Below are 25,934 nucleotides of genomic sequence, written 5' to 3' on the forward strand. Positions count from 1 at the left end.
GGAGGACCGTTCGTCCGGCGCTCTTCCGCGTCCGGGTTCGGGCGGTGGACGCGGGCGGGCGCCGGCCGGGGACGGTGTCGACATGCGGGCCGGGACTTGACTTGGACTAAACCTACCTGAAATATAGGAAATATGCCGCATGTCCCCCTGACCCTCCGGCGGGTCGTCGACTTCATGCGCCTGGACAGCAGCCTCTGTCCGTGAGGGCGCTCCGTCTCCCGCTGTCGTGAGGGCGCTCCGTCTCCCGCGCCGAGCCTCCGCCTCCACCGTTCCCGCGTGCTCCGCACGCCTCCCGCACCTCCTCAGCGCGTGCTCCGCAGGTCTCCTGCCTGCTCTCACACGTTTCACCTCGCACGCCCGCAGCACGTCAGCACCGTCCCGGGCATGCGCGTTCTCACTCTCGGATCTTTAAGGGGCCAATCATCATGTGGACATCTCGTCGACGGACGCGCGCCGCCGTCGTGGCCGCGGTGCTCTCGCTCACAGCGCTCACCGTGGCCTGCGGGAGCGCCGACACCGGCAGGACGACGGCGGTGGCCGCCGCGGGAAGCAAGGCGGGCGGGGCCGTACTGAAGATCAAGGATCCGGGGAACGCGGGGCCGCTGGCGGTGGCGAAGAAGGAGGGGATCCTCGAAAAGCGGCTGGCCGAGGTGGGGGCCACGGTGGAGTGGGGCGGATCGTACGCCTCGTTCACGGCGACGATCGACGCGGTCCGCTCGGGGTCGGTGAACGTGCTGGAGGGGGCCATCTCGCCGGTCCTCGGCTACCTCGCCAACAGCAAGGACATCAAGATCTTCTCCTTCACCGACCCGGTGACCGACCCGGCCGCGCCGCAGACCGACGGGCTCGTCGTCAGGCCCGACAGCCCGGTCCGGAGCGTCAAGGACCTGGTCGGCAAGCAGGTCGCCGTCAACAAGGGCGGCCGCGGGGAGTATCTGCTGCTGCTGGCCCTCCAGGAGGCGGGGATCCCCGCAGACCAGGTCAGGCGGGTATACCTCAACCCCGACCAGGGCGCCTCGGCCTTCGCCACCGGCAAGGTGGACGCCTGGTGGGCCATCGTGCGGGCCTACCCCGAGGCGGTGGCCAAGGGGGCGCGGGTCATCGTGCACGGCCGGGACCTCAAGGACCAGGACCTGAACATGCAGGCCGCCCGGACCGAGCTGCTCCAGCGGCACCCCGAGGCGGTGCGCGTCTACCTCAAGGTCCTCCAGGAGCTCACCGCCGAGGCCAAGCAGAACCCGGAGAGGTTCCAGAACGTCTTCCTCACCCAGGGGCCGACCGCCGTCTCCGGACCCCGGCTGGCCGAGGAGGTCGCCAAGGCCAGGTACGCCAACGTGCCGCGTCCGGCCACCGCCGCCGACGGCGCGTCCGTGACCGACGTGGCCGGGATCTTCCAGAAGTACGGCGTGCTGCCCGCCACGGTGAACCCCGACGACGTCATCTTCACCCTGAAGCCGGCGGCATGACCCTCGAAAAGGTCCCCCGGAGGACCCTCGCACCCCTGACGGGAGAAGCCCCCGGCCCGGAGTCCCTCGGAACAGAGGTTCTCGGCCCCGAGGTCCCCGCGCTGGATTCCCGCCGTCCTGAGCCTCCCGCGCCGGAAGCCTCCGCCCCGGAGGTTCCCGTGCGGGCAGGGGCTGCCGCCGGGCGGCGGGCCGCCGCGGAGCGGGGGCGGCAGGCGCCGTCGGCGCTCGAAACGCCCCGCTACCTGGGGGCGCGCCGCCGCCGACCCGCCGTCTCCGTCGCCATCAGGGCCGCGGTCCCGCTGCTGCTGGCCGCCGCCTGGTGGTACGGCACGGACAGCGGGGCCGTCCCGCCGGACGTCCTCGCCGGACCCGGCGCCGTCCTGGGCGCGCTGGGCGAGCTGGTCGCCACCGGCCAGCTCGGCGACTACCTGCTGGCCTCGGCGCGGCGGGCCGGGCTGGGCGTCCTGGCCGGCGGCGGCCTCGGCCTGCTGCTCGGTGTGGTCGCGGGCCTGTCGGTGCTGGGCGAGGAGCTGGTCGACCCGGTCATGCAGATGAAGCGGGCGGTGCCGTTCCTGGCCCTGGTCCCGCTGTTCATCTCCTGGTTCGGCGTGGAGGAGACGTTCAAGGTGGTGCTGATCGCGGTCGCCGCGGCCGGTCCGATGTACGCCTATTCCTATCTGGGCGTCCGCGGCGTGGACCGGAAGGTTCTCGAGGCCGCCCGGGGCTTCGGGCTCACCGGTCTGCGGCTGGCCTTCGGGGTGATCGTCCCGACCGCGCTGCCGAACATCCTCATGGCCCTGCGCATCTGCCTGTCGGTCTCGCTGACCGGCCTGATCGCGGCCGAGCAGATCGGCGCCACCGAGGGCATCGGCTATCTCGTCACCCTCGCCCAGCAGTACTACCGCAGCGACTACATGGTCCTGTGCATCGTGATCTACGCGGTGCTCGGCCTGGCGATCGACCTGGCCATCCGGGGCGTCGAACGGCTGGCCATGCCGTGGCGCGGGCAGGTGGCGGCCCGATGAGCGCCTCCACGGCCACCGGCGCCGCCGTCGGGATCAAGGGGCTGCGCAAGGCGTTCGGCGCCAAGACCGTCCTGGCCGGGATCGACCTGGAGATCGGGCGCGGGGAGTTCTTCGCCCTGCTGGGGCCGAGCGGCACCGGCAAGACCACGCTGCTGAGGATCCTCGCCGGGCTCGAACTGCCCGACGCGGGGACCGTCCTGGCCCCGCGCCGCCGTACGACCGTCTATCAGGAGCCACGCCTGGTCCAGGCCCGCAGGGTGCTGGCCAACGTCACCCTCGGGCTGCCCCGCTCGGCCCGCGAGGCGGGTCTCGCCGCGCTGGCCGAGGTCGGTCTCGAAGGGTACGGCGGGGCGTGGCCGGCCACGCTGTCCGGCGGGGAGGCCCAGCGGGTCGCCCTGGCCAGGGCGCTCGTCCGGGACCCGGAGCTGCTGCTGCTCGACGAGCCGTTCGCCGCGCTCGACGCGCTGACCCGGCTGCAGATGCAGGAGCTGGTCGCCGAGCTGTGCGAGCGGCACCGGCCGGCCGTCGTGCTCGTCACGCACGACGTGGACGAGGCCGTACGGCTGGCCGACCGGGTCGTGGTGCTGCGGGAGGGCTCCTTCGCGGTGGAGCAGCCGATCGACCTGCCGCACCCCCGTGACCGCAGCGACCCCGATTTCATCGCGCACCGGCGCCTTCTCCTGTCCCACCTCGGCGTCACCGGCGCCCCGCACTGAAGCGCTCGCGAGCGTTTCCGAAGCACGGAGGAATCACATGTCAACGATCGAGAAGATCTGGTTCACCCGCTGCCCGGTGCCCACCGCCAGCGGCCTGGCCTACAACCTGGGCTGGCTCCACGAGGAGTTCGGCGAGGTCGGGGTCCTGCAGGACGCCGGGCCGGAGCTGGCCGAGCACCACTTCGACCACCGTCTCCTGGGGCTGTTCCGCGAGGGCGGGAACGTTCCCGCGCTGGCCGCGCGCTCGGAGGGGGCGAGGACCCGGCTGATCGGGTTGACCTGGATCGAGGAGTGGCAGTCCATCCTGGTCCGCCCGGACTCCGGCATCACCGGCGCGCAGGGCCTGCGCGGCGCGCGGATCGCGCTGCCGCGCTGGGCGGAGACGCGGGCGCGGAGCTTCCCCCGGGCGATGGCCCTGCACGGGATCAAGGGGGCGCTGTCGACGGCCGGGCTCACCTTCGACGACGTGACGTTCGTCGAGGTGGACCAGCCGAAGTCCGAGGTCGGGCGGGACGGGGCCGGCCGGGCCTGGTCCTGGCCGGGGATCAGGGAGCTGGCCGGCGGCGAGGTCGACGCGGTCTACGTGAAGGGGGCGCGCTCGGCCGAGCAGGCCAGGGAGGTGGACGCCGTGGTCGCGGTGGACCTGGACGCGCATCCGGACCTCCGTACCCGGGTCAACAACGGCACCCCGCGGCCGATCACCGTGCACGAGGACCTGCTGGCCGACCACCCGGACCTGGTGGTGAACTTCCTGACCCAGACCCTGCGCGCCGCCGACTGGGCGGGGGGCAACCTGGAGGCGGTGCGGGGCTTCCTGGAGGCCGAGACCCGTTCCGGAGCCCGGGGCGTGGCCACCGCCTACCGGGGTGACTTCCACAAGAGCCTGCACCCGGACCTGTCGCCGGAGCGGCTGGGCCTGCTGCGGGTCCAGAAGGACTTCCTCCTGCTCCACGGCTTCCTCGCGGCCGATGTGGACATCGACTCCTGGGTGGCGCACGAGCCGCTGGCCGCCGCCCGGGAGCGGCTGGCCTGGCAGTCCGGCGAGCTGCCGGACGGGCTGTCGGTGCCGTCCCAGGGCGGGGGCGGCCGCGGGCCCGGCGCGGCCCCCGAACTCGACGGGGCGGCGCTCTGATGGCCAGGTTCCTGATCACGCTGCCCAGCCGGGAGCACGGCGGACGCGGCGCGCGGCCGGACTTCCCGGGCCCCGTCACCGACCTGCGGCGCGCCTACGGCCCGTTCGACCACCTGGCCCAGGTGGGCAGGGCCGCGGAGATCGCGGCCTTCCACGGGGCCCTGGCCCCCTTCGACCCCGAGGGGGAGGAGTCCCTGGTCGTGGCGGCGGGGGTGCTCCGGCAGAGCCGCTGGCTCCGGGCGGTCGCCGAGTTCCACCCCGGCATCGCCACCCCCGTCTACGCGGCCAAGGTCTCGGCCTCCCTGCAGCGCTTCTCCACCGACCGTCTCGACTGGAAGCTCGCCGTCGACCTCGACCGGGGCACGGCCCGCGCGCAGGGCGACTTCCTGGAGGGGCCGGACCGTTACGCGCGGGCCGAGGAGTTCCTCACCGTGGCCAAGGGCGTCTGGTCCGAGGAGGGCTACACCTACGAGGGGCGCTTCTACCAGGTGCTCGCGGGCGGGTTCCAGCCGCCGCTCGCCGGACGGCCCTTCCCCAGGATCCACCTGTCGGGCACCTCGAAGGAGGCCCTCGAACTGTCCGCCCGCCACGCCGACGTGCACGTCTTCGACCCGGAGGACGACATCGAGGCCGCCGGCCTGCCTGGGGTCGCCTACGGCCTGCGGATCCCGGTCCTCGCCAGGGACGACGACGACGAGGCGTGGGAGGCGGCCCGCCGCCTGTGGCGGCGCGACGGCGGGACGGCGGCCACCCTGCCGGACCCAGACCCGCGGACCCGGCTGTGGCGGGGTTTCGCGCCGTCGCGGCCCGCCCGGGCGGCCGGGCCCGCCGGGCCGTCCGGGCCGTCCGGGGCGGAGGCGGCCGGTTCCCTCGGGACGGCGCTCCTCGGCCCCTTCGACACGGGGGCCGCCCGGCACTCGCCGACGGAGGCCGCCGGGCTCCCGGGGACCGGCGATCCCTTCCGGAGCGGGCTGGTGGGGTCGTTCGAGACCGTCGCCGCGGGGATCCGGGACTACATCGACCGGGGTGTCGGCGTCTTCTTCCTGGAGGCCGCGCCGTACATCGAGGAGACCTATCGCCTGGGCGAGCGGCTGCTGCCGCTGCTGGCGAAGGAGAGCGCTCATGTCCGTTGACATCTACTGGCGCATCGGGACGCACGGCGACCAGCCGTCGCTCCGCAGGCGGGTCGCCAGCCGGGGGGAGTGGGCGCCGGTGGTGCCGGGCAGCCTGGCCCCCGGCGTCCGCGACGGGCAGCGGGACGGCTACAGCTACGTCGAGCACATGGGCGACGTCGCCCGCGCCTCGGAGCTGTCGGGGTTCGTCGGCGGGCTGCTGCCGTCCTTCCCCAACACCGACGATCCCTGGGCGGCGGCGGCGACCCTGGCGAGGGAGACGACGACCTACCGGTTCATGATCGCCTTCCAGCCCGGGTTCCTCCACCCGGTGCAGGCCGCGCGCATGTCGGCCAGCCTGCAGCGGGCCACCGGCGGCCGGGTCGTCTACAACGTCATCTCCGGCGGCGGCGGGCCCGACCAGCTCTGGTGGGGCGACCGGGTCGGCCACGACGACCGCTACGCGCGGACCTCGGAGTTCCTCGACGTGCTCAAGGGCGTCTGGGACGGCGGACCGTTCGACTTCGACGGGCGCTTCTACCGGGTCGAGGGGGCGGGGCTGCCGGAGGGGCTCGCCGGGCAGCCCTTCCCGGAGATCTACTTCTCCGGCTCGTCCAGGGCGGCCATCGACGCGGCCGGGCGGCACGCGGACTACTACCTGTCCTGGCTGGAGCCGTTCCACGCCCTGAACGAGAAGTTCGACCAGGTCAGGGCCAACAGCGACCGCCCGCCCAAGTTCGCCGTCCGGATCGACGTGCTCGCCCGGGAGACCGAGGAGGAGGCCTGGGACGAGATCCGCCGGGGCTGGGACAACATCGACCCCACCGTGCTCCGCGGCGCCACCGGCGACTCCATCGGCTGGCAGCGCAGCCAGTCGTTCGTCACCGGGACCATCAGCGGCCACCGCGACCTGGAGGTCACCCCCAATGTGTGGGGCGGCTTCCACCTGCTGCGCGGCGGGCCGGCGTTCGGCCTGGTCGGCAGCTACGAGCAGGTCGCCGAACGGCTGGACGAGCTGATCGGCCTCGGCGTCGGCGCCTTCATCCTCGCGGGCGTGCCGCACCTGGAGGAGGCCTACCGGGTCGGCGAGCACGTGCTCCCGCTGCTGCGCGGCCACGACCTCCGTATCGGATCACCACTACTGGAAGGGACCCCCTCATGAGCGTCCGAGTTGGATATTTTCCCCACAACAACTCCCTGTGGGTGCTGCGCCACCGCGGCATCCTGGAGCGTGCCATCCCCGACGTGGAGTGGGTGGACCTGCGCTCCCTCCCGGACGGCGACAGGCCCGCGCCGACCGACGGGCTGCCCTCGGTCCACGGCGACCACCTGTTCGACGGCGGCTACGACTTCATCGGCACCGGCTCCACCCCGCCGGTCACCGCCCAGGGCAAGGGGCACGACATCGTCTACGTCGCGGTCTCCGGCTCCCGGCACGAGAACGGCAGGCTGGTCGTCCGCGAGGACTCGCCGATCGCGTCACCGGCGGACCTGAAGGGCCGGAGGGTCGCGCTCGGGCACGGCTCCTGGCAGACCACGCTGCTGCTGTTCGCCCTCGACAAGGCCGGCCTGAGCTGGAAGGACATCGTGCCCGTCGACGCCGGCACCGACGCGGGGGCGCTGCTGCTCAACGGTGAGGTGGACGCGTGGGTCGGCTCCTACCCCTCGCTCAGCAAGGTCGAGGCGCAGGCGCCGGTCCGCGAGCTGGTCGCCACCGACGGGCTGTTCAGCCACCGCTCGCTCTGGTTCACCCGGCGTGACTTCGCCGAGGGGCGGCCCGCGGAGCTCGCCGCGATCGTCGCCGCCCTCCAGGAGTCCGACGCCTGGATCCAGGAGAACTACCGCGAGGCGGCCGAGCTGTTCGCGGCCGACGACGGCGGCGACGTCGACCACTGGGAGAACGCCCTGCGCAAGCGGCCCTTCGGGCTCAACCCGGTCACCGAGGAGTTCGTCGCCGAGCAGCAGCGCGCCGCCGATCTCTTCCACGCCAACGGCCTCATCGACCGCAAGGTCGTGGTCGCCGACGCCGTCGACCCGGAGATCGCCAAGCTGATCAGGTGATCGCCGGGACCGTCCCGGAGACCGTCGCACCGGTCGCCGGAGACCGTCGCGAGACCGCGGGGTCTGCCGGATGACCACCGGGGCGTCCGGGGAACCGCCGGGCCGTTCGGGAGGCAGTCAGGGGAGCCTCCGGGCCGGTCAGGCGGTCGCGGAGGGGGAGGGGGTTGATCTCCTCCCCTTCCGCGAGGCCCGGCCGCGCGGCCGAACCCGTCGCGCGCCGGGTGAAGCGCTCAGATCGGGTCCCAGGGGACGGAGTCGTAGATCCGCGTCACCGTCTTCATGAGCTCCGCGTCCACGGGAATGGACAGGTCGTCGACGCGCTCGACGGGGGCGATCCCCTGGGAGTTGGTGACGAAGGCCGCGGTGAAGGACGTCAGGTCGGCGAGGCGTACCGTGCCGCGCCGGGACGGCAGGCCCGCGCCGGGCAGCCTCGGTTCGAGGAGCTGCATGGTGATCCCCAGCAGGGCGGGCGCGTCGGGCCAGACGACCGCCGACCCGTCGAAGAAACCGATGTTGGTGATCCCGCCCTCGGATATGACCCCGTCGGGGCCGGTCAGCAGCGCCTCGTGGAAGCCGCCGCGCTCCGCCAGGCGCCGGTGGTAGGCCTGCCCGAAGCCCCCGATGTGCTTGATGTGGGGGACCGGCCGCTGGTAGGGGACGGCCCGCAGGCGCTGCGGGGTACTCGGCATCTCGGACGGTGGCCGTACGACGACCATGACGGACACCGCGCCGTCCGGCTCCGCCCGGAAGACGTAGACCCGGACCGATGCCGCGCCGTCGCCGCCGAGGGCGTGCCGGATGTGGTCACGGACCCGGTCGGCGTCCAGATCGGCGTCGAACAGCTCGCGGGTGGCCGCGCGCAACCTGTCGAGGTGGAGATCCATGCCGCGGACCTTCCCACCCCTGACCTGCATGGCGGTGAAGTGCCCATAGTTGGAAAGGGTGAGAGGGAGAAGCCGCTCCGGGGTGGCGGCGCGACCGTCGATCTCGACCCGGGGGACCGGTGAATTGGCCATGATCCCCACCATAGCGAGCCGTCCTCGCCTTCGACGCCCGGCGAACACGGCCGGAGCCGGTGCCGCTCAGGGGTTGTTCTCCCGCGCGGCCGAGATGTCGGCCAGGGCCGACTCGGGGTCGAGTTCGACGGCCAGGTCCCCGATGCTCAGGACGCCGACGGCCATGTCGTCCTCGACCACCGGTATGCGGCGGATGGCGTTGGAGCGCATCAGCCGTACGGCCTGCTCGATGCTCGTGTCCGGACCGACGGTCACGACGTCGCCGCTGTAGACCTCCCGCACCGGCGTGTCGGGGCCCTTGTCCTCCGCCACGACGCGGACGGCGATGTCACGGTCGGTCACGATCCCTCTCACCCGGCCGTCGTGGGTGACGATCACCGCTCCGGTGTCCTCGGCGGCCATGAGGCGGGCCGCCACGGACACGGGCTGGCCCGCGTCAACGGTCGCCGGGTCGTGCGTCATCACGTCGGCCACTGTTTTCGCCATGACGACCTCCCCTGTTCGACAAATGAGGTACTAACCGACATTTGCCTAGGAAACGGATCGGACGCGTGGACGGGGTGTCCATCACGGGTCGGTTCACGGCCTGGCCGACGGGCGGCCGGCGACGAGGTTCTGGAAGCCGACCTTCACCCGCTCGATCGGGTCACGGATCTTCTTCTCCCGCCACTCGGCCCTGCGCAGCCTCCGCGAGCCCGGCCTGTAGTACCGCCGCGCCCACGGCGAGCCGGGGCGGGCCAGCCGGATCGCGCCGATCAGCGCCAGCGGGGTGATGTAGATGCCGAGCAGGCCGGTCCAGACCTTCCCCTTGACCAGGGTGATGAGAGACAGCAGCGTGTTGCCGCCGATGATCAGGGCGATCTCGGTGTGGGACAGGACCCGGCCACCCGGGCCGGGATTGAGCGCGTCGCCGAGCTCCAGGGGGCTGGCGCCGAGCAGGGCCAAGCCGCACAGCGCGACGGCGACGAACACGGCGTCCACCGACAGGCGGCCCTGCTGCGCCCAGTAGACGTCTTCGAGATGTAGTACCAGCGCGAACTCGTCCAGCACGAGCGAGGTCCCGGCGCCGAAGAGCGCGGCGAGCAGTCCCGCGGAGACCGAGGTGCTGTCCTCCACCGCCAGTCCGCTGATCCCGCCCACGCACATGAGGACCAGGCCGAACACGACGTGGTGGATGTGCATGCCGCCGGGCGCCACGTTCCCCGGCCACCATCTCACCTGGGCCCGGATCAGGCGCACGCTGACCCGGATGAACAGGAACGTGACGATGAAGGAGACGAAGAAGCAGAACAGCCGGAGCTTCCCGGCCGCCACGATCTCCGTCGAGAACCATGCCCCCACGGCGCCCCCGCAGTCGTGAAAGGGGGGACTCCGGGCAGGTTATCAACCTCCGGCCCGGCCGGGGCGGCGGGGCGCCGGGCCTCGTCGCCAGCGGCCCGGGTCCCGGTGGGGGCGCCTAGTCCGGGTGGTGCTGGTGCTGCAGGTAGGCGGCGGTCTCGGGGTTCGCCGGGAAGTACGCCTCGATGGCCAGCTCGGCGACGGTGATGTCCAGCGGGGTGCCGAAGGTCGCCATCGTGCTGAAGAAGGCGAGCTCCCGGTAGCCGCGGCGCAGGCGCAGGGGGATCACTATGTCCCCGGGGCCCGGCCGCTCTATCTCGGGCTCCGGCTGGTCGCAGGGGTAGCCGTCCAGCTCGCGCCAGAGCGCGTCCAGGTCGGGGTCGGCGGTGAGGCTGATCTGGCGGCGCAGCCGGTGCAGCAGGTGGGCGCGCCACTCGCCCAGGTTGATGATCCGCTGGGCCATCCCCCGGGGGTGCAGGCTCAGCCGGAGCACGTTGACCGGCGGGACGAGCAGCTCCGGCGCGACGCCGCGCAGCAGCACGCCGGTGGCGGCGTTGCGGTCCACCAGGTTCCAGCCCTGGTCCACGACCACCGCCGGGTAGGGCTCGTGACCGCTCAGCACCTGGCCGAGCGCCTCCCTGACCGACGCCATCTGCGGCGAGTTGAGCGGCGTCTCGGCGTAGACCGGCGCGAACCCGCCGGAGAGCAGGAGGTGGTTGCGCTCGCGGAGGGGGAGGTCCAGCTCCTCGGCGAGGTGCAGGATCATGTCCCGGCTCGGCTTGGACCGGCCGGTCTCCACGAAGCTCAGGTGCCGGGTGGAGATGTCGGCCTGGATGGCGAGATCCATCTGGCTCATCCGCCTGCGTTCCCGCCACTGGCGCAGCAGTTCACCGACCGGCCGGGACGCGCTGGTGGAGGTCACAAATCACACGATAACCGGCGATGATCTGTAAAACCATTACCGTCCATGTAATGGGAACCGTGATGCCCCCGGCCCGGATCCACCATGGCAGATGCGAGCCGCCGGCAGTCGGATGCCTCACACCTTCCGGGGTATGTGCCGACCAGGGGTGGAAACTGCGGGAGATAGGGTGATGGACTGTGATGACGTTCCGGATCAGCGAGGCGGCGGCACTGCTCGGGGTCAGCGCCGACACGGTGCGCCGCTGGGTCGACGCCGGACGGCTGTCCGCGCGGCGTGACGAGCACGGCCACCGCCTGATCCCCGGCACCGAGCTGGCCGCCTTCGCGCGGGCCCAGTCGGGCCGCGACGAGCAGGGCGGCAGCGCCTCCTCCGCGCGCAACCGCTTCAGGGGGATCGTGACCGAGGTGGTCAAGGACACCGTGATGGCCCAGGTGGAGATCGCCGCGGGGCCGTTCCGGGTGGTGTCCCTGATGAGCCGTCAGTCGGCCGACGATCTCGGGCTGGAGCCGGGCGTGGTCGCGGTCGCGGTCGTGAAGTCGACCACCGTCGTCGTCGAAGTGCCGGAGACCCCCTGACCACTGGAGATCGTGTTGAGACTGACCCGGACGGCGCCGGCCGGGGAGCGGGCCGGGCGGTCCGCCGCACCGGGCGGGAGAAGGGCCCGGTGAGGGAGCGGGCGCCGGGGCGGATGCCGTGGGTGCTGGCGGTCCCGGCGGTCGCCGGGCTGGCGTTCCTGGTCCTGCCGCTGGCCGGGCTGCTGGTGCGGGCCCCGTGGCCGACGATGGGGCGGCGGCTGGCGCAGCCGCAGGTGCTGGAGGCGCTGCGGCTCTCGCTGGTCACCGCGACCCTCGCGACCGCGATCTGCCTGCTGCTCGGGGTGCCGCTGGCCTGGCTGCTGGCCCGGGGCGACCTCCCCGGCCGGCGGCTGGTCCGGGCGCTGGTGACGGTGCCGCTGGTGCTGCCGCCGGTGGTCGGGGGCGTGGCGCTGCTGCTGGTCCTCGGCCGCAACGGGCTGGTCGGCCGGTGGATCCACGAGACGCTGGGGTTCTCGCTCCCGTTCACCACGGCGGGGGTCGTGGTGGCCGAGGCGTTCGTGGCCATGCCGTTCCTGGTCATCAGCGTGGAGGGCGCGCTGAAGGCCGCCGACCTGCGGTTCGAGGAGGCGGCGGCGACCCTCGGCGCCTCCCGCTGGCGGGTGTTCACCCGGGTCACCCTGCCGCTGGTCGCACCGGGCATCTCGGCGGGGGCCGTGCTCTGCTGGGCCAGGGCCCTGGGTGAGTTCGGGGCCACGATCACCTTCGCCGGAAACTTCCCCGGCCGGACCCAGACCATGCCGCTGGCGGTCTACCTGGCGCTGGAGACCGATCCCGAGGCCGCGATCGTGCTGAGCCTGGTGCTGCTGGCGGTCTCGGTGGCCGTGCTGGCCAGCCTGCGGGAACGGTGGGTCGGGGCGTCATGATCAGGAGCAGGCTGGTCGTCGAGAGGCCGAGGTTCCGCCTCGACGTCGAGCTGGACGCCGCCCGGGGAGAGACGGTCGCCCTGCTCGGCCCCAACGGCGCGGGCAAGACCACCGCGCTGCGCGCCCTGGCCGGGCTGCTGCCCCTCACCGGCGGGCACATCGACCTCGACGGCGAGCCGATCCACCGGCTGCCCGCCGAACGGCGGCCGATCGGCATGGTGTTCCAGGACTACCTGCTCTTCCCGCACCTGTCGGCACTGGACAACGTGGCCTTCGGGCCACGCTGCCAGGACGTGCCGAAGAAGCGGGCCCGGCGGCTCGCCCAGGAGTGGCTGGAGCGGGTCGGCCTCGGCGAGCACGCCGCCGCCCGGCCCCGCGAACTCTCCGGCGGCCAGGCCCAGCGCGTCGCCCTCGCCCGGGCCCTGGCCGTACGGCCCCGCCTCCTGCTTTTGGACGAGCCGCTGGCCGCCCTCGACGCCCACACCCGCCTGGACATCCGCGCCCGGCTCCGCCACCACCTGGAGGATTTCGAGGGGGCGGCCGTCCTGGTCACCCACGACCCGCTGGACGCGATGGTCCTGGCCGACCGCCTCGTCGTGATCGAGAACGGCCGGGTCGTCCAACAGGGGGCGCCCTCGGCCGTGGCCCGCCACCCCCGCACCGAATACGTCGCCCGCTTGGTCGGGCTGAACCTCTACCGGGGGGTCGCCGACGGGCACGCCGTACGGCTGGAGGGCATCACCCTCAACGCGGACGAGTCCAACGCCGGCCCGGTCTTCCTCGCCTTCCCGCCGTCCGCCGTGGCGCTCTACCGCAGCCGCCCCGACGGCAGCCCGCGCAACCTCTGGGAGGCGACGATCGGCGGGGTCGAGCGCCACGGCGACCACGTGCGGGTGCTCCTGGCCGGCCCGGTCGAGGCCGCCGCCGACATCACCGCCGCCGCCGTCGCCGAGCTGGACCTACGTCCGGGCGGGCGGGTCTGGGCGGCGCTCAAGGCCACCGAGACCCACGCCTACCCCGCCTGAGCGCGGGTGACGGCCTGCCCCGCGCCGTCCACATCTCCACGGTCGGCGCGATCATCGCGGGCGCCTGACAGTGAGGCCATGTGTTGCCTATAATTATGTACATGACTGTTCTTCCTCTGGCCGACGCCCGCGCCCGGCTGTCGGGCATCGTGGAGTCCGCCGTAAGCACCCACGAGCGGTTCGAGATCACCCGCAACGGCGTCCCCGCGGCCGTGCTGCTGGCCGCGGACGACTACGAGACGATGCGCGAGATGATCGAGATCCTCGCCTCCGCCGAGACTGTGGCCGCCATCCGCGAGGGGCTCGCCGATCTGGAGGCGGGACGCACCCACTCCCAGTCGGAGGTGGAGGCCCTCCTGCGCCGGACCGGTCGCCTGTGAGCGAGCGGTACGGACTTCACCTCACCCGCCGTGCCAGGCAGGATCTCGCCGAACGCCTGCCGACGAAGGTCGTGCCCGCGGTCTGGGAGTTCATCACCGGTCCGCTGCTGGACAATCCTCACCGGGTGGGCAAGCCCCTCGACGAGCCCCTCGCACCCCAATGGTCCGCGCGCCGGGGGGACTACCGGGTCCTGTACCTGATCGACGACGGCCGGATCGTGGTCCAGGTGATCACCGTTCAGCACCGGGCGGACGCCTATCGATCGCACTAGCCCGAGCGCCCTCTCCGCCGGGCCGCCTCCGGCCGCCGGGCGGCGGAGGTCAGCGGCGGCGGCGGACCTTGGTGGCCAGGCGGTTGAGGATGCGCTCCCACTCGGTGCCGAAGGGGTTGTCCTGGACGAGGTAGGTCCAGGTGGCGGTGGGGCGGTTGAGGCCCGCGCCGTCGAGGTCGAGGCCCTCGGAGGTGATGGGGGCGGTCTCGAAGGTGGCGATCGAGCGGGACTCGATCTCGGCCAGCATGCGTTCGTAGGCGGGCTTGGCCTCCTTGTTGAACTCGTCGATCGGGCTGAGGCGGCCCAGCGCCCGCAGGTGGATGCCCTCGCGGAGCTCGCCCAGGTAGGCCAGGTGGTCGGCCCAGCAGCGGTCGAGGTGGAACAGGACGATCTGCCGGGCGGCCTCCTGGAGCACCTCCGCGCCGACCTCCTCCTCCAGCTCGGCCCACCGCTCGGGGACGGCCCCGGCGAGCGCGTCGGCGGCCGAGCGGCCGCGCAGGGCCTTCTCGCGGAGGCCGAGGACCAGGCTCCGGTGGTGTTCGAGGAGGCGGGTGTAGCGCCAGGTGTTGCGGTGGATCTCCATGTTGACGCCCTCGGCGACGCGCTGGGCGTGGCCCACGAGAACCTGGTCGGGCACGCCCTTGGCGTACTCGTCGGCCACGTAGTGGGTGATCAGATCGTCCTCGCCGCTCACGAAGAAGACCGAGCCGCCGGGGTCGCCCTGACGGCCCGCGCGGCCGCGGAGCTGGTCGTCCAGACGGCTGCTGGTGTGCCGGCCGGAACCGATGACATACAGCCCGCCGAGCTCGTCCACGCCCTCGCCCAGGCGGATGTCGGTGCCGCGCCCGGCCATCTGGGTGGAGACTGTGATCGCGCCGCGCTCCCCGGCCCTGGCGATGATCGACGCCTCCTCGGCGTCGTTCTTGGCGTTGAGGACCACGCACTCCAGGCCGCGCCCGCTCAGCGTCAGGGAGAGCCGCTCGGACTCGGCCACGTCCAGGGTGCCGATCAGGATCGGCCGCCCGGTCGCGTGCACCTCGACGATCTCCTCGACCAGCGCGCGGTCCTTCTCCATCGCGTACTCGAAGAGCCGGTCGGGCGCGTCGGTCCGCACGCACGGCCGGTTGGACGGGACCACGGCCACCTTGAGGTCGTAGAACTCGCGGAGCTGGTCGCCGACCGCGACCGCCGTGCCGGTCATGCCGCATCTCTCGGGGTAGCGGGTGATCAGGCCCTGGACGGTGATCGAGTCGAGGATCTCGCCGGTCTCCGAGGGGGACAGCGCCTCCTTGGCCTCGACCGCGGCCTGCAGGCCGTCCGGCCAGCGCTGCAGCAGCGCCACCCGGCCCCGGGAGGGGTTGATCAGGTGGACCCTGCCGTCGCGCACGATGTAGTCGACGTCCTTGGTCAGCAGGGCGTGCGCGTGCAGGGCGAGGTTGACCTCGGTCAGCGTGGCGGCGTCGTCGTAGAGGGCCAGGCCCAGCGCCTGCTCGACGGTGTCGATGCCCTTGCCGGTCAGGTGGACGTTGCGCGCCTGGTCGTCGAGCTCGTAGTGGTATCCCTTGACCAGCTGGCGGACCAGCGCGGCCATCTCCGGCACGGCGCCGCCCGGGTCGGCGGCCCCGGCCAGCACCAGCGGCACCCTGGCCTCGTCGACCAGCACCGAGTCGGCCTCGTCCACCAGCGCCACGCCCGGCTCGGGCACGACCAGCTCGGCCACGTCGGTGCGGGTCCGGTCGCGGAGCACGTCGAAGCCGATCTCGCTGACCGATCCGTACGTCACGTCCTTGGCGTAGGCGGCCCGGCGCTCCTGCGGGGTGGAGGACTCCGCGATCCAGCCGACCGACACGCCCAGCGACTCGTACAGCGGGCCCATCCACTCGGCGTCGCGCTGCGCCAGGTAGTCGTTGACCGAGATCACGTGCACCCGCTTGCCCTGCAGGGCGTATCCGGCGGCGGCCATGGCCCCCGACAGGGTCTTGCCCTCGCCGGTGGCCATCTCCGCGACGTTGCCCGACAGCATGGCGAGCATGCCCACGAGCTGCACGTCGTAAGGGCGCAGGCCCAGCGTGCGGCGCGCGGCCTCGCGCACGATCGCGCAGAACTCGGCCAGGTCGTCCACCGAGGGCTCCGGCAGCTCGGCGAGCCCCTTGATCCGCTCCTCCCTGGCCCCGGCGGACGCCACGGTCCGCTCGAAGGGCACCAGGTCGATCGAACCGGGACGCTCCAGGAAACGCCTGATGAGCTGAGTTATCGAGGCCACGTTCCCTCCAACGCCCGTTTCCGGGACCACGTTCCCGCTGTCGCACCACCGTACCGACCTGATGGATCATCCGTCCCGGGGGACCGATGGGCAAGCCGACCCGGTGCGCCGGATCCGGTTTGAATATGGACATGCGGCGCGGAGCAGAACAGGCTGGGGCCGTGGCCTTCTCTGACTACCAGTACGAGATCTACCTCAACGGGCTGGCCGGCCTGCGCCCGCCGTACCCGACGGACGTCGCCGGGCTCGAACAGGCCGCCAGGCGGCACCTGGCGCCCGAGCCCTACGGGTATGTGGCCGGTTCGGCGGGGACGGGGGCGACCGAGCGGGCCAACCGCGAGGCGTTCGACCGGTGGCGGATCGTGCCCAGGATGCTGCGCGAGGTCTCGGTCAGGGACCTGAGCACGGAGCTGTTCGGCAGGACCTACCCGGCGCCCGTCGCGCTCGCCCCGATCGGCGTGCAGTCGATCGTGCACCCGCACGGCGAGCTCGCGACCGCCAGGGCCGCCGCCTCGCTCGGCGTCCCCGCCGTGCTGAGCACCGCCTCCTCCCACACCCTCGAAGAGGTCGCCGAGGCCGGCGGACCCCGGTGGTACCAGCTCTACTGGCCGCACGACGACGAGGTCACGCTCAGCCTGCTCGACCGGGCGGCCAAGAGCGGCTACGACACCCTGGTCGTCACCCTCGACACCTGGACCCTGGCCTGGCGGCCCACCGACCTCGACCACGCCTACCTGCCGTTCCTGCGCGGCACCGGCCTGGCGATCCCGCTGTCGGACCCGGTCTTCAGGTCCCGGCTGGAACGCCCGGTCGAGGAGGACCTGAACGCGGCGATCCTGCGGTGGGCGCCGATGTTCCACGGCCGCTCCCACACCTGGGACCGGCTCTCCCTGCTCCGCGACAACTGGGACGGGCCGATCGTCCTGAAGGGCGTCCAGCACGTGGACGACGCCCTGCGCGCGGCCGACGCCGGGATGGACGGCGTCGTCGTCTCCAACCACGGCGGCAGGCAGGTCGACGGCGCCATGGCCGCGCTGGACGCGCTCCCCGCCGTCGCCGCCGCCGTGGGCGAGCGGCTGACCGTGCTGTTCGACTCCGGGATCCGCACCGGGTCCGACGTCCTCAAGGCGCTCGCCCTCGGGGCGCGCGCCGTGCTGCTGGGCCGGCCGTACGTCTGGGGTCTGGCGGTGGGCGGCGAGGAGGGCGTCCGCCACGTGGTGCGGAGCCTGCTCGCCGACCTCGACCTCACCCTCGGGCTGGCGGGCCACCGCACGCCCGCCGACCTCGACCCGTCCGCCCTGGAGGCACGATGAGCCTGTCCGACCTGCAGCCGATCCCCACCGACCAGCTCACCTTCCGGCTGCCGCAGAAGTTCGAGACCGTGGAGGAGGAACGCCGCCACCGCCAGGAGCGCTTGGTGGCCGCGCTACGGCTGTTCGGCCGGTTCGGCTTCGAGGAGGGCGTGGCCGGGCACATCACCGCCCGGGACCCCGAGCACACCGACCACTTCTGGGTGAACCCGTTCGGCATGTCCTTCAAGCACATCAAGGTCAGCGACCTCATCCTCGTCAACCACGAGGGCCAGGTCGTCGAGGGGCGCTACCACGTCAACCAGGCCGCGTTCGCGATCCACGCGATGGTCCACCAGGCCAGGCCCGACGCGGTCGCCGCCGCGCACAGCCACTCGGTGTACGGCAAGGCGCTGTCGTCGCTGGGCGCCCTCCTGGAGCCGCTGACCCAGGACGCGTGCGCGTTCTACGAGGACCACGGGCTGTTCGACGACTACACCGGCGTGGTCGTGGAGACGGAGGAGGGCCGCCGCATCGCCCGGGCGCTCGGCTCCTACAAGGCGGTCATCCTGCGCAACCACGGCCTGCTCACCGTCGGCGACACCGTGGACGCCGCCGCCTGGTGGTTCATCACGATGGAGCGCTCGTGCCAGGCCCAGCTCCTGGCCAAGGCCGCCGGGCCGACGGTGCCGATCGACCACGAGAACGCCAAGCTCACCCACGGCCAGATCGGCAACGACCTGGTCGGCTGGATCAACTTCCAGCCCCTTTACGACCAGATCACCGCCGCCGAGCCCGACATGTTCGGCTGATCCGCCGGTTTTCACCGGCTCCCTGCTCCGGCTCCGCTCCGGCCCCGGACACGGGGCCGGGCCCGGAGCTCCGGGCCCGGCGTTTCTCCGGCCGCCTTTACGGACGACGAGGGGATTCAGTCGACGTTCTCACAGAAGGCGATGTGACCGGCGTTGTATCCGTCCACCCAGCCCTTTCTGTCCCAGTCGGCTGATCCGCCGTAGGTGAAGCTCTTCCCCTTGCCGCAGTTGTCGCCGGCTTCGAAGAAGCCCTTGCGGTAGGCCTCCCAGTACGCCTCGGGCTTCTCCCCGGCGGGCGGCTGCCCGGTCGGCTCCGTGGTCGGTGCCGTTGTCGGTGCCACGGTCGGCTCCATGGTCGGTGCCATGGTCGGGGTGGTGGTCGGTTCCGGGGTCGGGACCGCGACCTGCGGGACGCCCGCCATGACCGCCTGCGCGGAGGCGGGGGCGGCGGAGAACGGGGAGATCGCGCCCGCTCCGAGGACGGAGGCCGTGAGAAGTGCCGAGCTGATCAGCATCAGGCGCCGTCTGTCGTTCATGGCGTCTCCTTTCTGATCGGGCCGCCGGCGGAGACCGTCCGGCGGCCTGGTCTCTATGTCACGATATGAGCGAAATTGTCAGGGAAAAAAGCGATTATTTGATTGTTGTCTTTCTCTTGGACCAAACATGGGTGGCCTGATTTCCCTCCTGTCGTTTGGTTTATTTCTTCGACAAAAGGAAAACCGTGAATTCGCTGTTATAATGTGGCGGCCGGGTCAACGGCCCCGCGCCTCTCGCCGAAGGTGAGCAGGCCGACGGAGGCGAGCAGCAGGACCGCGCCCGCGACGGCCTGCGGGGTGAGCCGCTCGCCGAGCAGGAGCACCCCGATGACCGCCGCGCCGACCGGCTCCACGAGGCTGATCACGGCGGCCGTCGTGGCCCGCACCGCGGCCAGACCGGCGAAGAAGAGACCGTAGGCCAGGGCCGTCGGGACCGCGCCGAGATAGGCGATGATCACCGACGAGGCGAGCAGGTCGCCCTGCGGCAGCAGGCCCTGCGCCAGCGCGAGGGGGAGCAGGCACAGGCCCCCGACGACGAAGCCGCCCATGGCGGTGGCGTAGGGGCCGTCGGTGGAGGCGCGGTTGAGCAGGGTCACGCCCGCGTAGCCGGCCGCCGAGAGCAGCGCCCAGCCGACGCCGGCCATCGAGAAGGTGGCCGACCCGCCGTCGAGGGTCAGCATGGCCAGGCCGGTCAGGGCGGTCGCCACCGCGCCGAGCCCCGCCGGGCCCAGCCGCTCGCCCAGCAGCACGCGCGCGCCGGCGGCGACGAGGACCGGCGTGGCGCCTATCGTGATCACGGTCGCCACGGCCAGGCCGGACGCGGCGATCGCCGCGAAGTAGGCCGTCTGGTAGACGGCCATCGCCGCACCCGTGACCACGGTCCGCCCGAGACCGCCCGGACGCCCGAGACCGAACAGGCGCGAGGCCAGCAGGAGCATCACCGCGCCGGAGGCGAAGCGCCAGAACGAGACGGAGACGGGACCGAGGCCGCCCGCCTGGTGGAGCAGCGCGCCGGCGGCGCCCCCGGTGCCCCAGGCGGTCGCCGCGATCGATACGTACAGCAGGCCCCGCTGCACGGAGACATGTGTCATGGAGATCTCTCCAGATGAGGTGGTTGTCGTCAGGCCGCACGTATGCGGGCGTCAGCCACCCACCGGACCACCCGGATCCGGTTGTCAGGAGAGAGGACCGCCCGCTAGCGGGCGGCGGGCGGGGACATGATGAGCGTCGTCACGGGACGACCATAACGGGACGGCGGCCGCGGCGACCACTGGTTATCCGCCGGTACGGCGGGCCCGCGCGACGGCGGGGGAGGGGCTTCCGGACGGTTCTGCGGGGCCGTGCGACGGCCGGGGGAGGGGCTTCCGGACGGTGGGGCGGGGCCGTACGACGGCGGGGGAGGGGTTTCCGGACGGTTCTGCGGGGCCGTTCCGATGTCCGCCGATGAACCTGACGTCACCTGTCAGGTATGGGCGCCACGATGGGGACCATGACGACGACCGCACAACTCATCGCCGTGACCATCGACTGCGCCGAGCCCAAGCGGCTCGCGGAGTTCTACGCGGCGGTCCTCGGCTAAGAGGTCCAGTACGCCGAGGACTCCTACGCCGGCATCGGCGACGGCACGACGAGCATCTACTTCCAGCAGAACACCGACCGCAGGCCGGCCGCCTGGCCCGGCCCCGACAAGCAGTTCCACCTCGATGTCCGGGTCCCCGACCTGGACAAGGCGGTCCAGGACTATCTGGAGCTCGGGGCCACCAAGCCCGACTTCCAGCCCGGCGAGGGGGGCTGGGTCGTGCTCGCCGACCCCGAGGGGCATCTCTTCTGCGTCTGCCCGCCCCGGAACTAGCCGTCCGCCGCGTCGCGGGAGGCGGACGACCGGAGCGGCCGGCACCGCTCCACGCGGCCTCGCCGTACGGCTAGGCCGCGGAACGGTCGGCGGGCGGGCGGCGGCGGGCGGCGGCGTCCAGCGCCGGCGAGCGCCAGGAGCCGTCCGGGTGGTAGGCGTTGGTCCCGGGGGGAACGATCTCGTCGATCCGGTCGAGGGTCGCGTCGTCGAGGGTGAGCGAGGCGCCCTTCAGCAGCGACTCCAACTGGTCCATCGTCCGCGGTCCTATGATCACCGAGGTGACGGCGGGATGCGCCACGGTGAAGGCCACGGCCAGCTCGGGCAGCGAGCAGCCGATGCCGTCCGCGACCTCGACGAGCCGTTCGACGATGTCCAGCTTGGCGACGTTCACGGGGAGCGAGGGGTCGAAGCGCGCCGGCGTCAGCGCCGCGCGGCCGGTGGTGAGATCGATGGGCCGCCCCTTGCGGTATCTGCCGGTCAGGAAGCCCGAGGCCAGCGGGCTCCAGGTCAGCACCCCCATCCCCAACCGCCGGCAGACCGGCAGCACGGAGGTCTCGATCCCCCGGGCCAGCAGCGAGTACGGCGGCTGCTCGGTCCTGAAGCGCATCAGGCCGCGGCGCTCGGCGACGTGATGCGCCTCGACGATCTCCTCGGCCGGGAACGTGGAGCAGCCGAAGGCGCGGATCTTGCCCTGGCGCACGAGATCGCTCAGCGTGGAGAGCGTCTCCTCGATGTCGGTCGTGTGGTCGGGGCGGTGGATCTGGTAGAGGTCGATCCAGTCGGTCCGCAGGCGCCTGAGGCTCTCCTCGACCTCCTTGACGATCCAACGCCGGGAGTTGCCGCCGCGGTTCGGGCCCTCGCCCATCGGGAAGTGCACCTTGGTGGCGAGCACGACGTCGTCGCGGCGGCCGCGCAGCGCCTTTCCCACGATCTCCTCCGACTCGCCCGCCGAGTACATGTCCGCGGTGTCGACGAAGTTGATCCCCCGGTCGAGGGCGGTGTGGATGACGCGGACGCATTCGTCGTGGTCGGGGTTGCCCGCGGCGCCGAACATCATGGCGCCCAGGCAGTGGACGCTCACTTCGATGCCGGTGCCGCCGAGGACGCGGTAGCGCATGGTCATGCTCCCTCAGCAGTCGTGGATGGGGGTGATCACGCGGCGTACTCTAGGTTCTAGAGTCGGCTCTAGGGCAACCTCTAGTCTGTGGGGCATGCCTGAGGCCGCACCGGATCTGAGCATCGGACAGGTCGCCGAACGCACCGGCCTGAGCGTGCACACGCTGCGCTTCTACGAACACGAAGGCATTCTGGCCGGTCCCGTGCGACGGGGACCCGGCGGGCGGCGCCTTTACACCGAGAGCGACGTGGAGTGGCTGCGGCTGTGCGTCATCCTCCGCGCCTCCGGGATGCCCCTCCCCGCGATCCGCCAGTACACCGACCTCGTCCGGCAGGGCTCCGGCACCGAGGCGGAGCGGCTCGCGCTGCTGCGCCGGCACCGGGAGCACGTGATCGCCCAGATCGGCGAGCTGACCCGGTGCCTGGACCTGATCACCTTCAAGGTCGGGGTGTACGAGGACCACCTCGGGGCCGAGGCGTGCGGAGACCGCCTCGGCCCCGGCCCCGGCGAGCATGTGTGCGGCGTGCCGTAGGCGATGAGGCCGCCGTCGCCGCGCCGGGCGGCCGGAGGGTGGTCCGAAGGAGACGCCTTCCACCCCTGAAAGGACCCTGGATCTGGCTTGGGCGGCCCGTTACCCACTCGCCGGGCGCTCTAAGCTTGCGGGATGACCCAAGTGCCGTTTCTTTACGTATGCCCGATCGTCCCTGGTGGGTGGCGATGACTTGGGTCGGGATGACGATCGCCCTGGTCGGCGCGCTGGGCTACGCGCTGGGCGCGGCGCTCCAGCAGTTCGAGGCGGTCTCCGAGGGGGCCTCGCTCAAGCTGATGCGGCGGCCCCGGTGGTGGATAGGCGGTGTGATCGGGTTCGCCGGGGCGTCGCTGCACGCCGTCGCGCTCAGCTTCGCGCCGCTGGTCGCGGTGCAGCCGATCAGCGTGGCGACGCTGGTGTTCGCCGTGCCGCTGGCTGCGATGCTGCACGGCAGGCGGCCGCACCGGGCTGAGATCATCGGATCGGTCGCGGTGGCCGTCGGCCTGCTCGGCCTGATGCTGCTCGTCCCCGCGCACGCCGTGACGCCGCACATGACGGACCGGGAGGCGTTCGGCTTCCTCGGCTGCGTCGGGCTGATCGTGCTGCTGGCGCACCTGGCCGCGCGGAAGGCGGGGGGCTCGGCCAAGGCGCTGCTGCTGTCGGTCGGCGCCGGCGCGGTGACGGCGAGCGTGTCCACCTTCGTCCGGGTGGTGGGCGGCGGCCTCAACGGAGACCTGAGCAGGCTGCTGACCTGGTTCACCGTCGCGATCCCCGTGCTGCTGATCTGCGCGGTGGTGCTGCTGCAGAAGTCCTACGCGGTGGGCTATTTCGGCATCGCCTACGCGACGGTGCAGGTGGTGGACCCGATCACCTCGATCCTGGCCGGGGCGCTCCTGCTCGACGAGGCGATGCCGACCGGCCTGTCGAACGTGATCCCCGCGCTCTTCGCCGCCGCGCTGCTGGTCTGGGGGACCATCACGCTGGGCCGGCTGTCTCCGGACCACGGCACCCACGCCTCCACCCGGGAGACGGCCTCGCTCCCGTCCTAGGGTGCGGGCGGGGTCCAGCCGGCCACCTCGTCCATCGCGCCGGTCATCCGGCCCGGGGTCAGCCGCCAGGCGAGCGCGATCGTCATGTCGCGCAGCCGTACGGCGAGCGGGTTGCGGATCCGGGTGGCGCGGCAGATCGACGCGGACCGGGCCACGATCTCGGAGGTCCGCTTCAACCGGGCGGCGGTGTAGCCGGCCAGTCCGGCGGCGCCCCGGTCCGCGAGGTGGGCCAGCACCACCGCGTCCTCGATCGCCTGGCAGGCGCCCTGCCCCAGGTTGGGCGTCATGGGGTGGGCGGCGTCGCCCAGCAGCGCGACCCTGCCCCTGTGCATGGCGGGCAGCGGGGTGGTGAGATGGTGCACGTCGTTCCTGAGCACGTTCTCCGGTGCGGCGGCGGCCAGCAGCGCCGGGATCGGGTCGTGCCACCCTCCGAACAGGCGCAGCAGCTCGGCCCGCTGGTCGCCGCCGCCTCCGCCGGCCGGGACCGCGTCGGTGGCGTAGCAGTAGACTAGCCCTCCGGCCAGCGGCATGACCCCGAAGACCTTGCCGTCGCCCCAGCTCTCCGAGGTCTGGCCCGGGACGCTCCCGTAGGGGATGAGCACCCGCCAGCTCGTGGTCCCGGCGTAGCGCGGGCCGGGGTGGCCGGGGAACAGCGCGCCCCTGGTGGGGGAGTGGATGCCGTCGGCGGCCACCACCAGCTCGGCCTCCACCAGCTCGCTCTCCACCGGTCCGGCCTCCGCGGGTCCGGCCTCCGCGGGTCCGGTCTCCGCGCTTCCGGTCTCGACGGTCACCCGGCCGGTCTCCGGGTCCACCCCCTTCACGGTGCTGTTCAGCCGGACCGTGCCGGGGGCGAGGCGGGCCGAGAGCGCGTCCACCAGGTCGGCGCGGCGCAGCAGCACTATGGAGTCGCCGCCGTACCGGGCGGTGGTGGCCTCGTCGGTGGTCCTGATCAGCCATCGGCCGTCCGCGCGCCGTACGCCGCCCTCGCCCTGGACCGCCGACAGCTTGCGGATCTCGTCGCCGACGCCGATCGTGTCCAGTGCCTTGAGCGCGTTGGCGGCGACGGCCAGCCCGGAGCCGACCGGCTCCAGGGACGGCGCCCGCTCGAACACCGTCACCTCCCAGCCCCGCTGCTGCAGTGCCACCGCCGCCGTCAGGCCGCCGATCCCCGCCCCGATCACCACTGCACGCGCCATTACCTGCTCCCTCACTACGGATGTAGTGGACATTACTACGCCTGTAGTTCAACTACAAGTGTAGTATCGCGGGGTGAAGTCTCAGCGTGCCGAATCCGTCGCGGAGGCCGCCATCACCCTGCTCGCCGAGCGGGGCATGCGCGGCCTGACCCATCGGGCGGTGGACGAGGCGGCCGGGCTGCCGCCGGGGTCGACCTCCAACCTCGCCCGCACCCGCTCGGCGCTGCTGGAGCTGGCCCTTGAGCGGCTCACCGAGCTGGAGGTCGCCGCGTTCGGGGAGATCTTCGCCGCCGCGTCGGACGGCCTGGGCGCGCTGGACGCGCTCGCCGAGGTGGCGACCCGGGTGCTGTGGAGGCAGCTGACCGTCGACCGCCGCCGGACGGTCGCCCGCTACGAGCTGGCCCTGGAGGCCACCCGCCGTCCCGAGCTCCGCAAGGTCTACGACGAGGTGGGGAGCCGTTTCCGCGACCCCGCGGTGGTGATCCTCACCGCGGCGGGGTCGCCGGATCCGGTACGGCACAGCCGCCAGCTGGTCGTCTACTGCGAGGGCGTGATGTTCGACGCCATCATCGGAGCCGGGGTGGAGCCGACCCCGGACGACCTGCGCCTCGGGGTCCGGGAGCTGCTGAAGGGGATGCTGACGTGACCCCCGGTGCCGGCTGCCCGGCCGTCACCGCGCCAGCAGGCGGGCGCGGTGGGCGGGCCATTCGTCGTCGAGGATGCTGAAGTAGGTCGTGTCGCGCCAGGTGCCGTCCGAGCGGCGGCGCTGGCGGCGCAGGACACCCTCGTGCAGGCCGCCGATGCGCTGGATCGCCGCCTGGGAACGGGTGTTGAGGATGTCGGTCTTGAGCTGGACGCGGTTCACCCCGAGCTTGTCGAAGGCGTGGTCGATCAGCAGGATCTTGCACGCGGTGTTGACGGCCGAGCGCCACACGGCCCTGCCGTACCAGGTCCAGCCGATCTCGATGCTGTCGGCGTATCCCGGGGTGTCGATGTAGGTGGTCCAGCCGACCGCGCGGCCGGTCTCCTTGAGGATCACCGCGAACGGCACGTGCTCCGGGTCGCCGATCAGCTTCTCCGCGATGCCCTCCAGCTCCTCCTCGCTGCGCGGTGCCGGGGACGAGAGCCAGCGCCACACCTCCTCGTCGCCGCCGGAGGCCAGGAACAGGTCGGGGACGTGGGCCAGGGTCAGCGGTTCGAGCCGTACGACGTCGTCTTCGAGGGTGACGGGATCGGGCATGTGCGCGGTCATGGAGGTGACTGTAGGCCGGTCGGCGGAGCCGCCAGAAGGTCCACTGGGGGCGTGTCCCCGGCGACCACTTCGCAGGCCGGCGCGGTGGCCGGCCCCGGTGGCCGGCCGCCCC

Annotated in this window: 27 protein-coding genes and 1 pseudogene; 18 read left to right on the forward strand and 10 right to left on the reverse strand. The window is 72.4% G+C overall.

Annotation, left to right across the window (positions count from 1 at the left end):
• The first annotated feature begins 425 nt into the window (after positions 1-425).
• The 7 genes from ACWDS7_RS26880 (at position 426) to ACWDS7_RS26910 (ending at position 7,512) form a co-directional block, all read left to right on the forward strand.
• Positions 426-1,466: an ABC transporter substrate-binding protein gene (locus ACWDS7_RS26880; RefSeq protein WP_451931537.1), complete on the forward strand. Its 1,041-nt coding sequence runs from the start codon at positions 426-428 to the stop codon at positions 1,464-1,466.
• Between the two features lie 158 nt (positions 1,467-1,624).
• Positions 1,625-2,491 (forward strand): ABC transporter permease, encoded by an 867-nt coding sequence (locus ACWDS7_RS26885; RefSeq protein WP_451931538.1) that lies wholly within the window; start codon positions 1,625-1,627, stop codon positions 2,489-2,491.
• Complete coding sequence (locus ACWDS7_RS26890; RefSeq protein WP_306865475.1) at positions 2,488-3,207, forward strand: ABC transporter ATP-binding protein; 720 nt, start codon at positions 2,488-2,490, stop codon at positions 3,205-3,207. Before ACWDS7_RS26885 ends, ACWDS7_RS26890 begins: the two co-directional genes overlap by 4 nt.
• 37 nt (positions 3,208-3,244) lie before the next feature.
• Entirely contained in the window at positions 3,245-4,339 is a 1,095-nt protein-coding gene (locus ACWDS7_RS26895) for an ABC transporter substrate-binding protein (RefSeq protein ID WP_306865477.1), read from the forward strand.
• Positions 4,339-5,472, forward strand: coding sequence for an LLM class flavin-dependent oxidoreductase (locus ACWDS7_RS26900; protein ID WP_451931539.1), 1,134 nt, complete (start codon positions 4,339-4,341; stop codon positions 5,470-5,472). The genes ACWDS7_RS26895 and ACWDS7_RS26900 overlap by 1 nt, the downstream gene beginning before the upstream one ends.
• Positions 5,462-6,613, forward strand: a complete 1,152-nt coding sequence (locus ACWDS7_RS26905) for an LLM class flavin-dependent oxidoreductase (RefSeq protein WP_451931540.1) — start codon at positions 5,462-5,464, stop codon at positions 6,611-6,613. Before ACWDS7_RS26900 ends, ACWDS7_RS26905 begins: the two co-directional genes overlap by 11 nt.
• Complete coding sequence (locus ACWDS7_RS26910; protein ID WP_451931541.1) at positions 6,610-7,512, forward strand: ABC transporter substrate-binding protein; 903 nt, start codon at positions 6,610-6,612, stop codon at positions 7,510-7,512. Before ACWDS7_RS26905 ends, ACWDS7_RS26910 begins: the two co-directional genes overlap by 4 nt.
• Before the next feature lie 230 nt (positions 7,513-7,742).
• On the opposite strand, the gene ACWDS7_RS26915 is transcribed toward ACWDS7_RS26910, so the two are convergent.
• From ACWDS7_RS26915 to ACWDS7_RS26930, 4 genes are all read right to left on the reverse strand, one after another.
• The gene (locus ACWDS7_RS26915; RefSeq protein WP_451931542.1) at positions 7,743-8,528 is read right to left on the reverse strand and encodes an aminotransferase class IV family protein; all 786 of its coding nucleotides are present in this window, start codon (positions 8,526-8,528) and stop codon (positions 7,743-7,745) included.
• A gap of 66 nt (positions 8,529-8,594) precedes the next feature.
• Entirely contained in the window at positions 8,595-9,014 is a 420-nt protein-coding gene (locus ACWDS7_RS26920) for a CBS domain-containing protein (protein ID WP_451931543.1), read from the reverse strand.
• Positions 9,015-9,107: 93 nt separating this feature from the next.
• Positions 9,108-9,869 carry a hypothetical protein gene (locus ACWDS7_RS26925; protein ID WP_451931544.1) on the reverse strand — a complete coding sequence of 254 codons (762 nt, stop codon included), beginning with the start codon at positions 9,867-9,869 and terminating at the stop codon, positions 9,108-9,110.
• Between the two features lie 115 nt (positions 9,870-9,984).
• On the reverse strand, positions 9,985-10,788 hold the full coding sequence (locus ACWDS7_RS26930) for a helix-turn-helix domain-containing protein (RefSeq protein ID WP_451931545.1): 804 nt from the start codon (positions 10,786-10,788) through the stop codon (positions 9,985-9,987).
• Positions 10,789-10,967: 179 nt separating this feature from the next.
• Here ACWDS7_RS26930 and ACWDS7_RS26935 point away from each other — a divergent pair, with 179 nt between their 5' ends.
• The 5 genes from ACWDS7_RS26935 (at position 10,968) to ACWDS7_RS26955 (ending at position 13,927) form a co-directional block, all read left to right on the forward strand.
• Positions 10,968-11,366 (forward strand): TOBE domain-containing protein, encoded by a 399-nt coding sequence (locus ACWDS7_RS26935; RefSeq protein ID WP_306865492.1) that lies wholly within the window; start codon positions 10,968-10,970, stop codon positions 11,364-11,366.
• A 113-nt stretch (positions 11,367-11,479) separates the two neighbouring features.
• On the forward strand, positions 11,480-12,250 hold the full coding sequence (modB, locus tag ACWDS7_RS26940; protein ID WP_306875559.1) for a molybdate ABC transporter permease subunit: 771 nt from the start codon (positions 11,480-11,482) through the stop codon (positions 12,248-12,250).
• Positions 12,247-13,275 carry an ABC transporter ATP-binding protein gene (locus tag ACWDS7_RS26945; RefSeq protein WP_451931546.1) on the forward strand — a complete coding sequence of 343 codons (1,029 nt, stop codon included), beginning with the start codon at positions 12,247-12,249 and terminating at the stop codon, positions 13,273-13,275. The genes modB and ACWDS7_RS26945 overlap by 4 nt, the downstream gene beginning before the upstream one ends.
• A gap of 101 nt (positions 13,276-13,376) precedes the next feature.
• Positions 13,377-13,655 (forward strand): type II toxin-antitoxin system Phd/YefM family antitoxin, encoded by a 279-nt coding sequence (locus tag ACWDS7_RS26950; RefSeq protein WP_306865496.1) that lies wholly within the window; start codon positions 13,377-13,379, stop codon positions 13,653-13,655.
• The gene (locus tag ACWDS7_RS26955; protein WP_451931547.1) at positions 13,652-13,927 is read left to right on the forward strand and encodes a type II toxin-antitoxin system RelE family toxin; all 276 of its coding nucleotides are present in this window, start codon (positions 13,652-13,654) and stop codon (positions 13,925-13,927) included. The genes ACWDS7_RS26950 and ACWDS7_RS26955 overlap by 4 nt, the downstream gene beginning before the upstream one ends.
• Positions 13,928-13,976: 49 nt before the next feature.
• Here ACWDS7_RS26955 and secA2 read toward each other — a convergent pair whose 3' ends face one another.
• Positions 13,977-16,190 carry an accessory Sec system translocase SecA2 gene (secA2, locus tag ACWDS7_RS26960; RefSeq protein ID WP_451931548.1) on the reverse strand — a complete coding sequence of 738 codons (2,214 nt, stop codon included), beginning with the start codon at positions 16,188-16,190 and terminating at the stop codon, positions 13,977-13,979.
• A 161-nt stretch (positions 16,191-16,351) separates the two neighbouring features.
• Here secA2 and ACWDS7_RS26965 point away from each other — a divergent pair, with 161 nt between their 5' ends.
• Together ACWDS7_RS26965 and ACWDS7_RS26970 are read left to right on the forward strand one after the other, a co-directional pair.
• A complete protein-coding gene (locus ACWDS7_RS26965) occupies positions 16,352-17,503 on the forward strand; it encodes a lactate 2-monooxygenase (protein WP_451931549.1) in 1,152 nt (383 codons plus the stop codon).
• Positions 17,500-18,291: a class II aldolase/adducin family protein gene (locus tag ACWDS7_RS26970; protein WP_451931550.1), complete on the forward strand. Its 792-nt coding sequence runs from the start codon at positions 17,500-17,502 to the stop codon at positions 18,289-18,291. Before ACWDS7_RS26965 ends, ACWDS7_RS26970 begins: the two co-directional genes overlap by 4 nt.
• A 116-nt stretch (positions 18,292-18,407) precedes the next feature.
• On the opposite strand, the gene ACWDS7_RS26975 is transcribed toward ACWDS7_RS26970, so the two are convergent.
• Positions 18,408-18,827: a hypothetical protein gene (locus ACWDS7_RS26975; RefSeq protein ID WP_451931551.1), complete on the reverse strand. Its 420-nt coding sequence runs from the start codon at positions 18,825-18,827 to the stop codon at positions 18,408-18,410.
• Positions 18,828-19,024: 197 nt separating this feature from the next.
• Entirely contained in the window at positions 19,025-19,918 is an 894-nt protein-coding gene (locus ACWDS7_RS26980) for a DMT family transporter (RefSeq protein WP_306865505.1), read from the reverse strand.
• Positions 19,919-20,436: 518 nt separating this feature from the next.
• Here ACWDS7_RS26980 and ACWDS7_RS26985 point away from each other — a divergent pair.
• Positions 20,437-20,679 (forward strand): annotated as a pseudogene (locus ACWDS7_RS26985) (VOC family protein); the annotation flags it as partial.
• A gap of 70 nt (positions 20,680-20,749) precedes the next feature.
• Here the strand turns inward: ACWDS7_RS26985 and ACWDS7_RS26990 are convergent.
• Positions 20,750-21,796: an aldo/keto reductase gene (locus ACWDS7_RS26990; RefSeq protein ID WP_451931552.1), complete on the reverse strand. Its 1,047-nt coding sequence runs from the start codon at positions 21,794-21,796 to the stop codon at positions 20,750-20,752.
• 94 nt (positions 21,797-21,890) lie between these two features.
• Between ACWDS7_RS26990 and ACWDS7_RS26995 the strand changes: the two genes are divergently transcribed.
• Together ACWDS7_RS26995 and ACWDS7_RS27000 are read left to right on the forward strand one after the other, a co-directional pair.
• Positions 21,891-22,328 (forward strand): MerR family transcriptional regulator, encoded by a 438-nt coding sequence (locus ACWDS7_RS26995; RefSeq protein ID WP_451931553.1) that lies wholly within the window; start codon positions 21,891-21,893, stop codon positions 22,326-22,328.
• A 185-nt stretch (positions 22,329-22,513) separates the two neighbouring features.
• A complete protein-coding gene (locus tag ACWDS7_RS27000) occupies positions 22,514-23,374 on the forward strand; it encodes a DMT family transporter (RefSeq protein ID WP_451931554.1) in 861 nt (286 codons plus the stop codon).
• Here ACWDS7_RS27000 and ACWDS7_RS27005 read toward each other — a convergent pair.
• Positions 23,371-24,570, reverse strand: a complete 1,200-nt coding sequence (locus ACWDS7_RS27005; RefSeq protein ID WP_451931555.1) for an FAD-dependent oxidoreductase — start codon at positions 24,568-24,570, stop codon at positions 23,371-23,373. The genes ACWDS7_RS27000 and ACWDS7_RS27005 overlap by 4 nt on opposite strands.
• 73 nt (positions 24,571-24,643) lie before the next feature.
• On the opposite strand from ACWDS7_RS27005, the gene ACWDS7_RS27010 reads away from it, so the two are divergent.
• Positions 24,644-25,216 (forward strand): TetR/AcrR family transcriptional regulator, encoded by a 573-nt coding sequence (locus ACWDS7_RS27010; RefSeq protein ID WP_451931556.1) that lies wholly within the window; start codon positions 24,644-24,646, stop codon positions 25,214-25,216.
• 24 nt (positions 25,217-25,240) lie between these two features.
• Here ACWDS7_RS27010 and ACWDS7_RS27015 read toward each other — a convergent pair whose 3' ends face one another.
• Positions 25,241-25,822 carry a GNAT family N-acetyltransferase gene (locus ACWDS7_RS27015; RefSeq protein ID WP_451931557.1) on the reverse strand — a complete coding sequence of 194 codons (582 nt, stop codon included), beginning with the start codon at positions 25,820-25,822 and terminating at the stop codon, positions 25,241-25,243.
• Between the last annotated feature and the right edge of the window lie 112 nt (positions 25,823-25,934).

The organism is Streptosporangium sp. NPDC003464, from assembly GCF_053588315.1.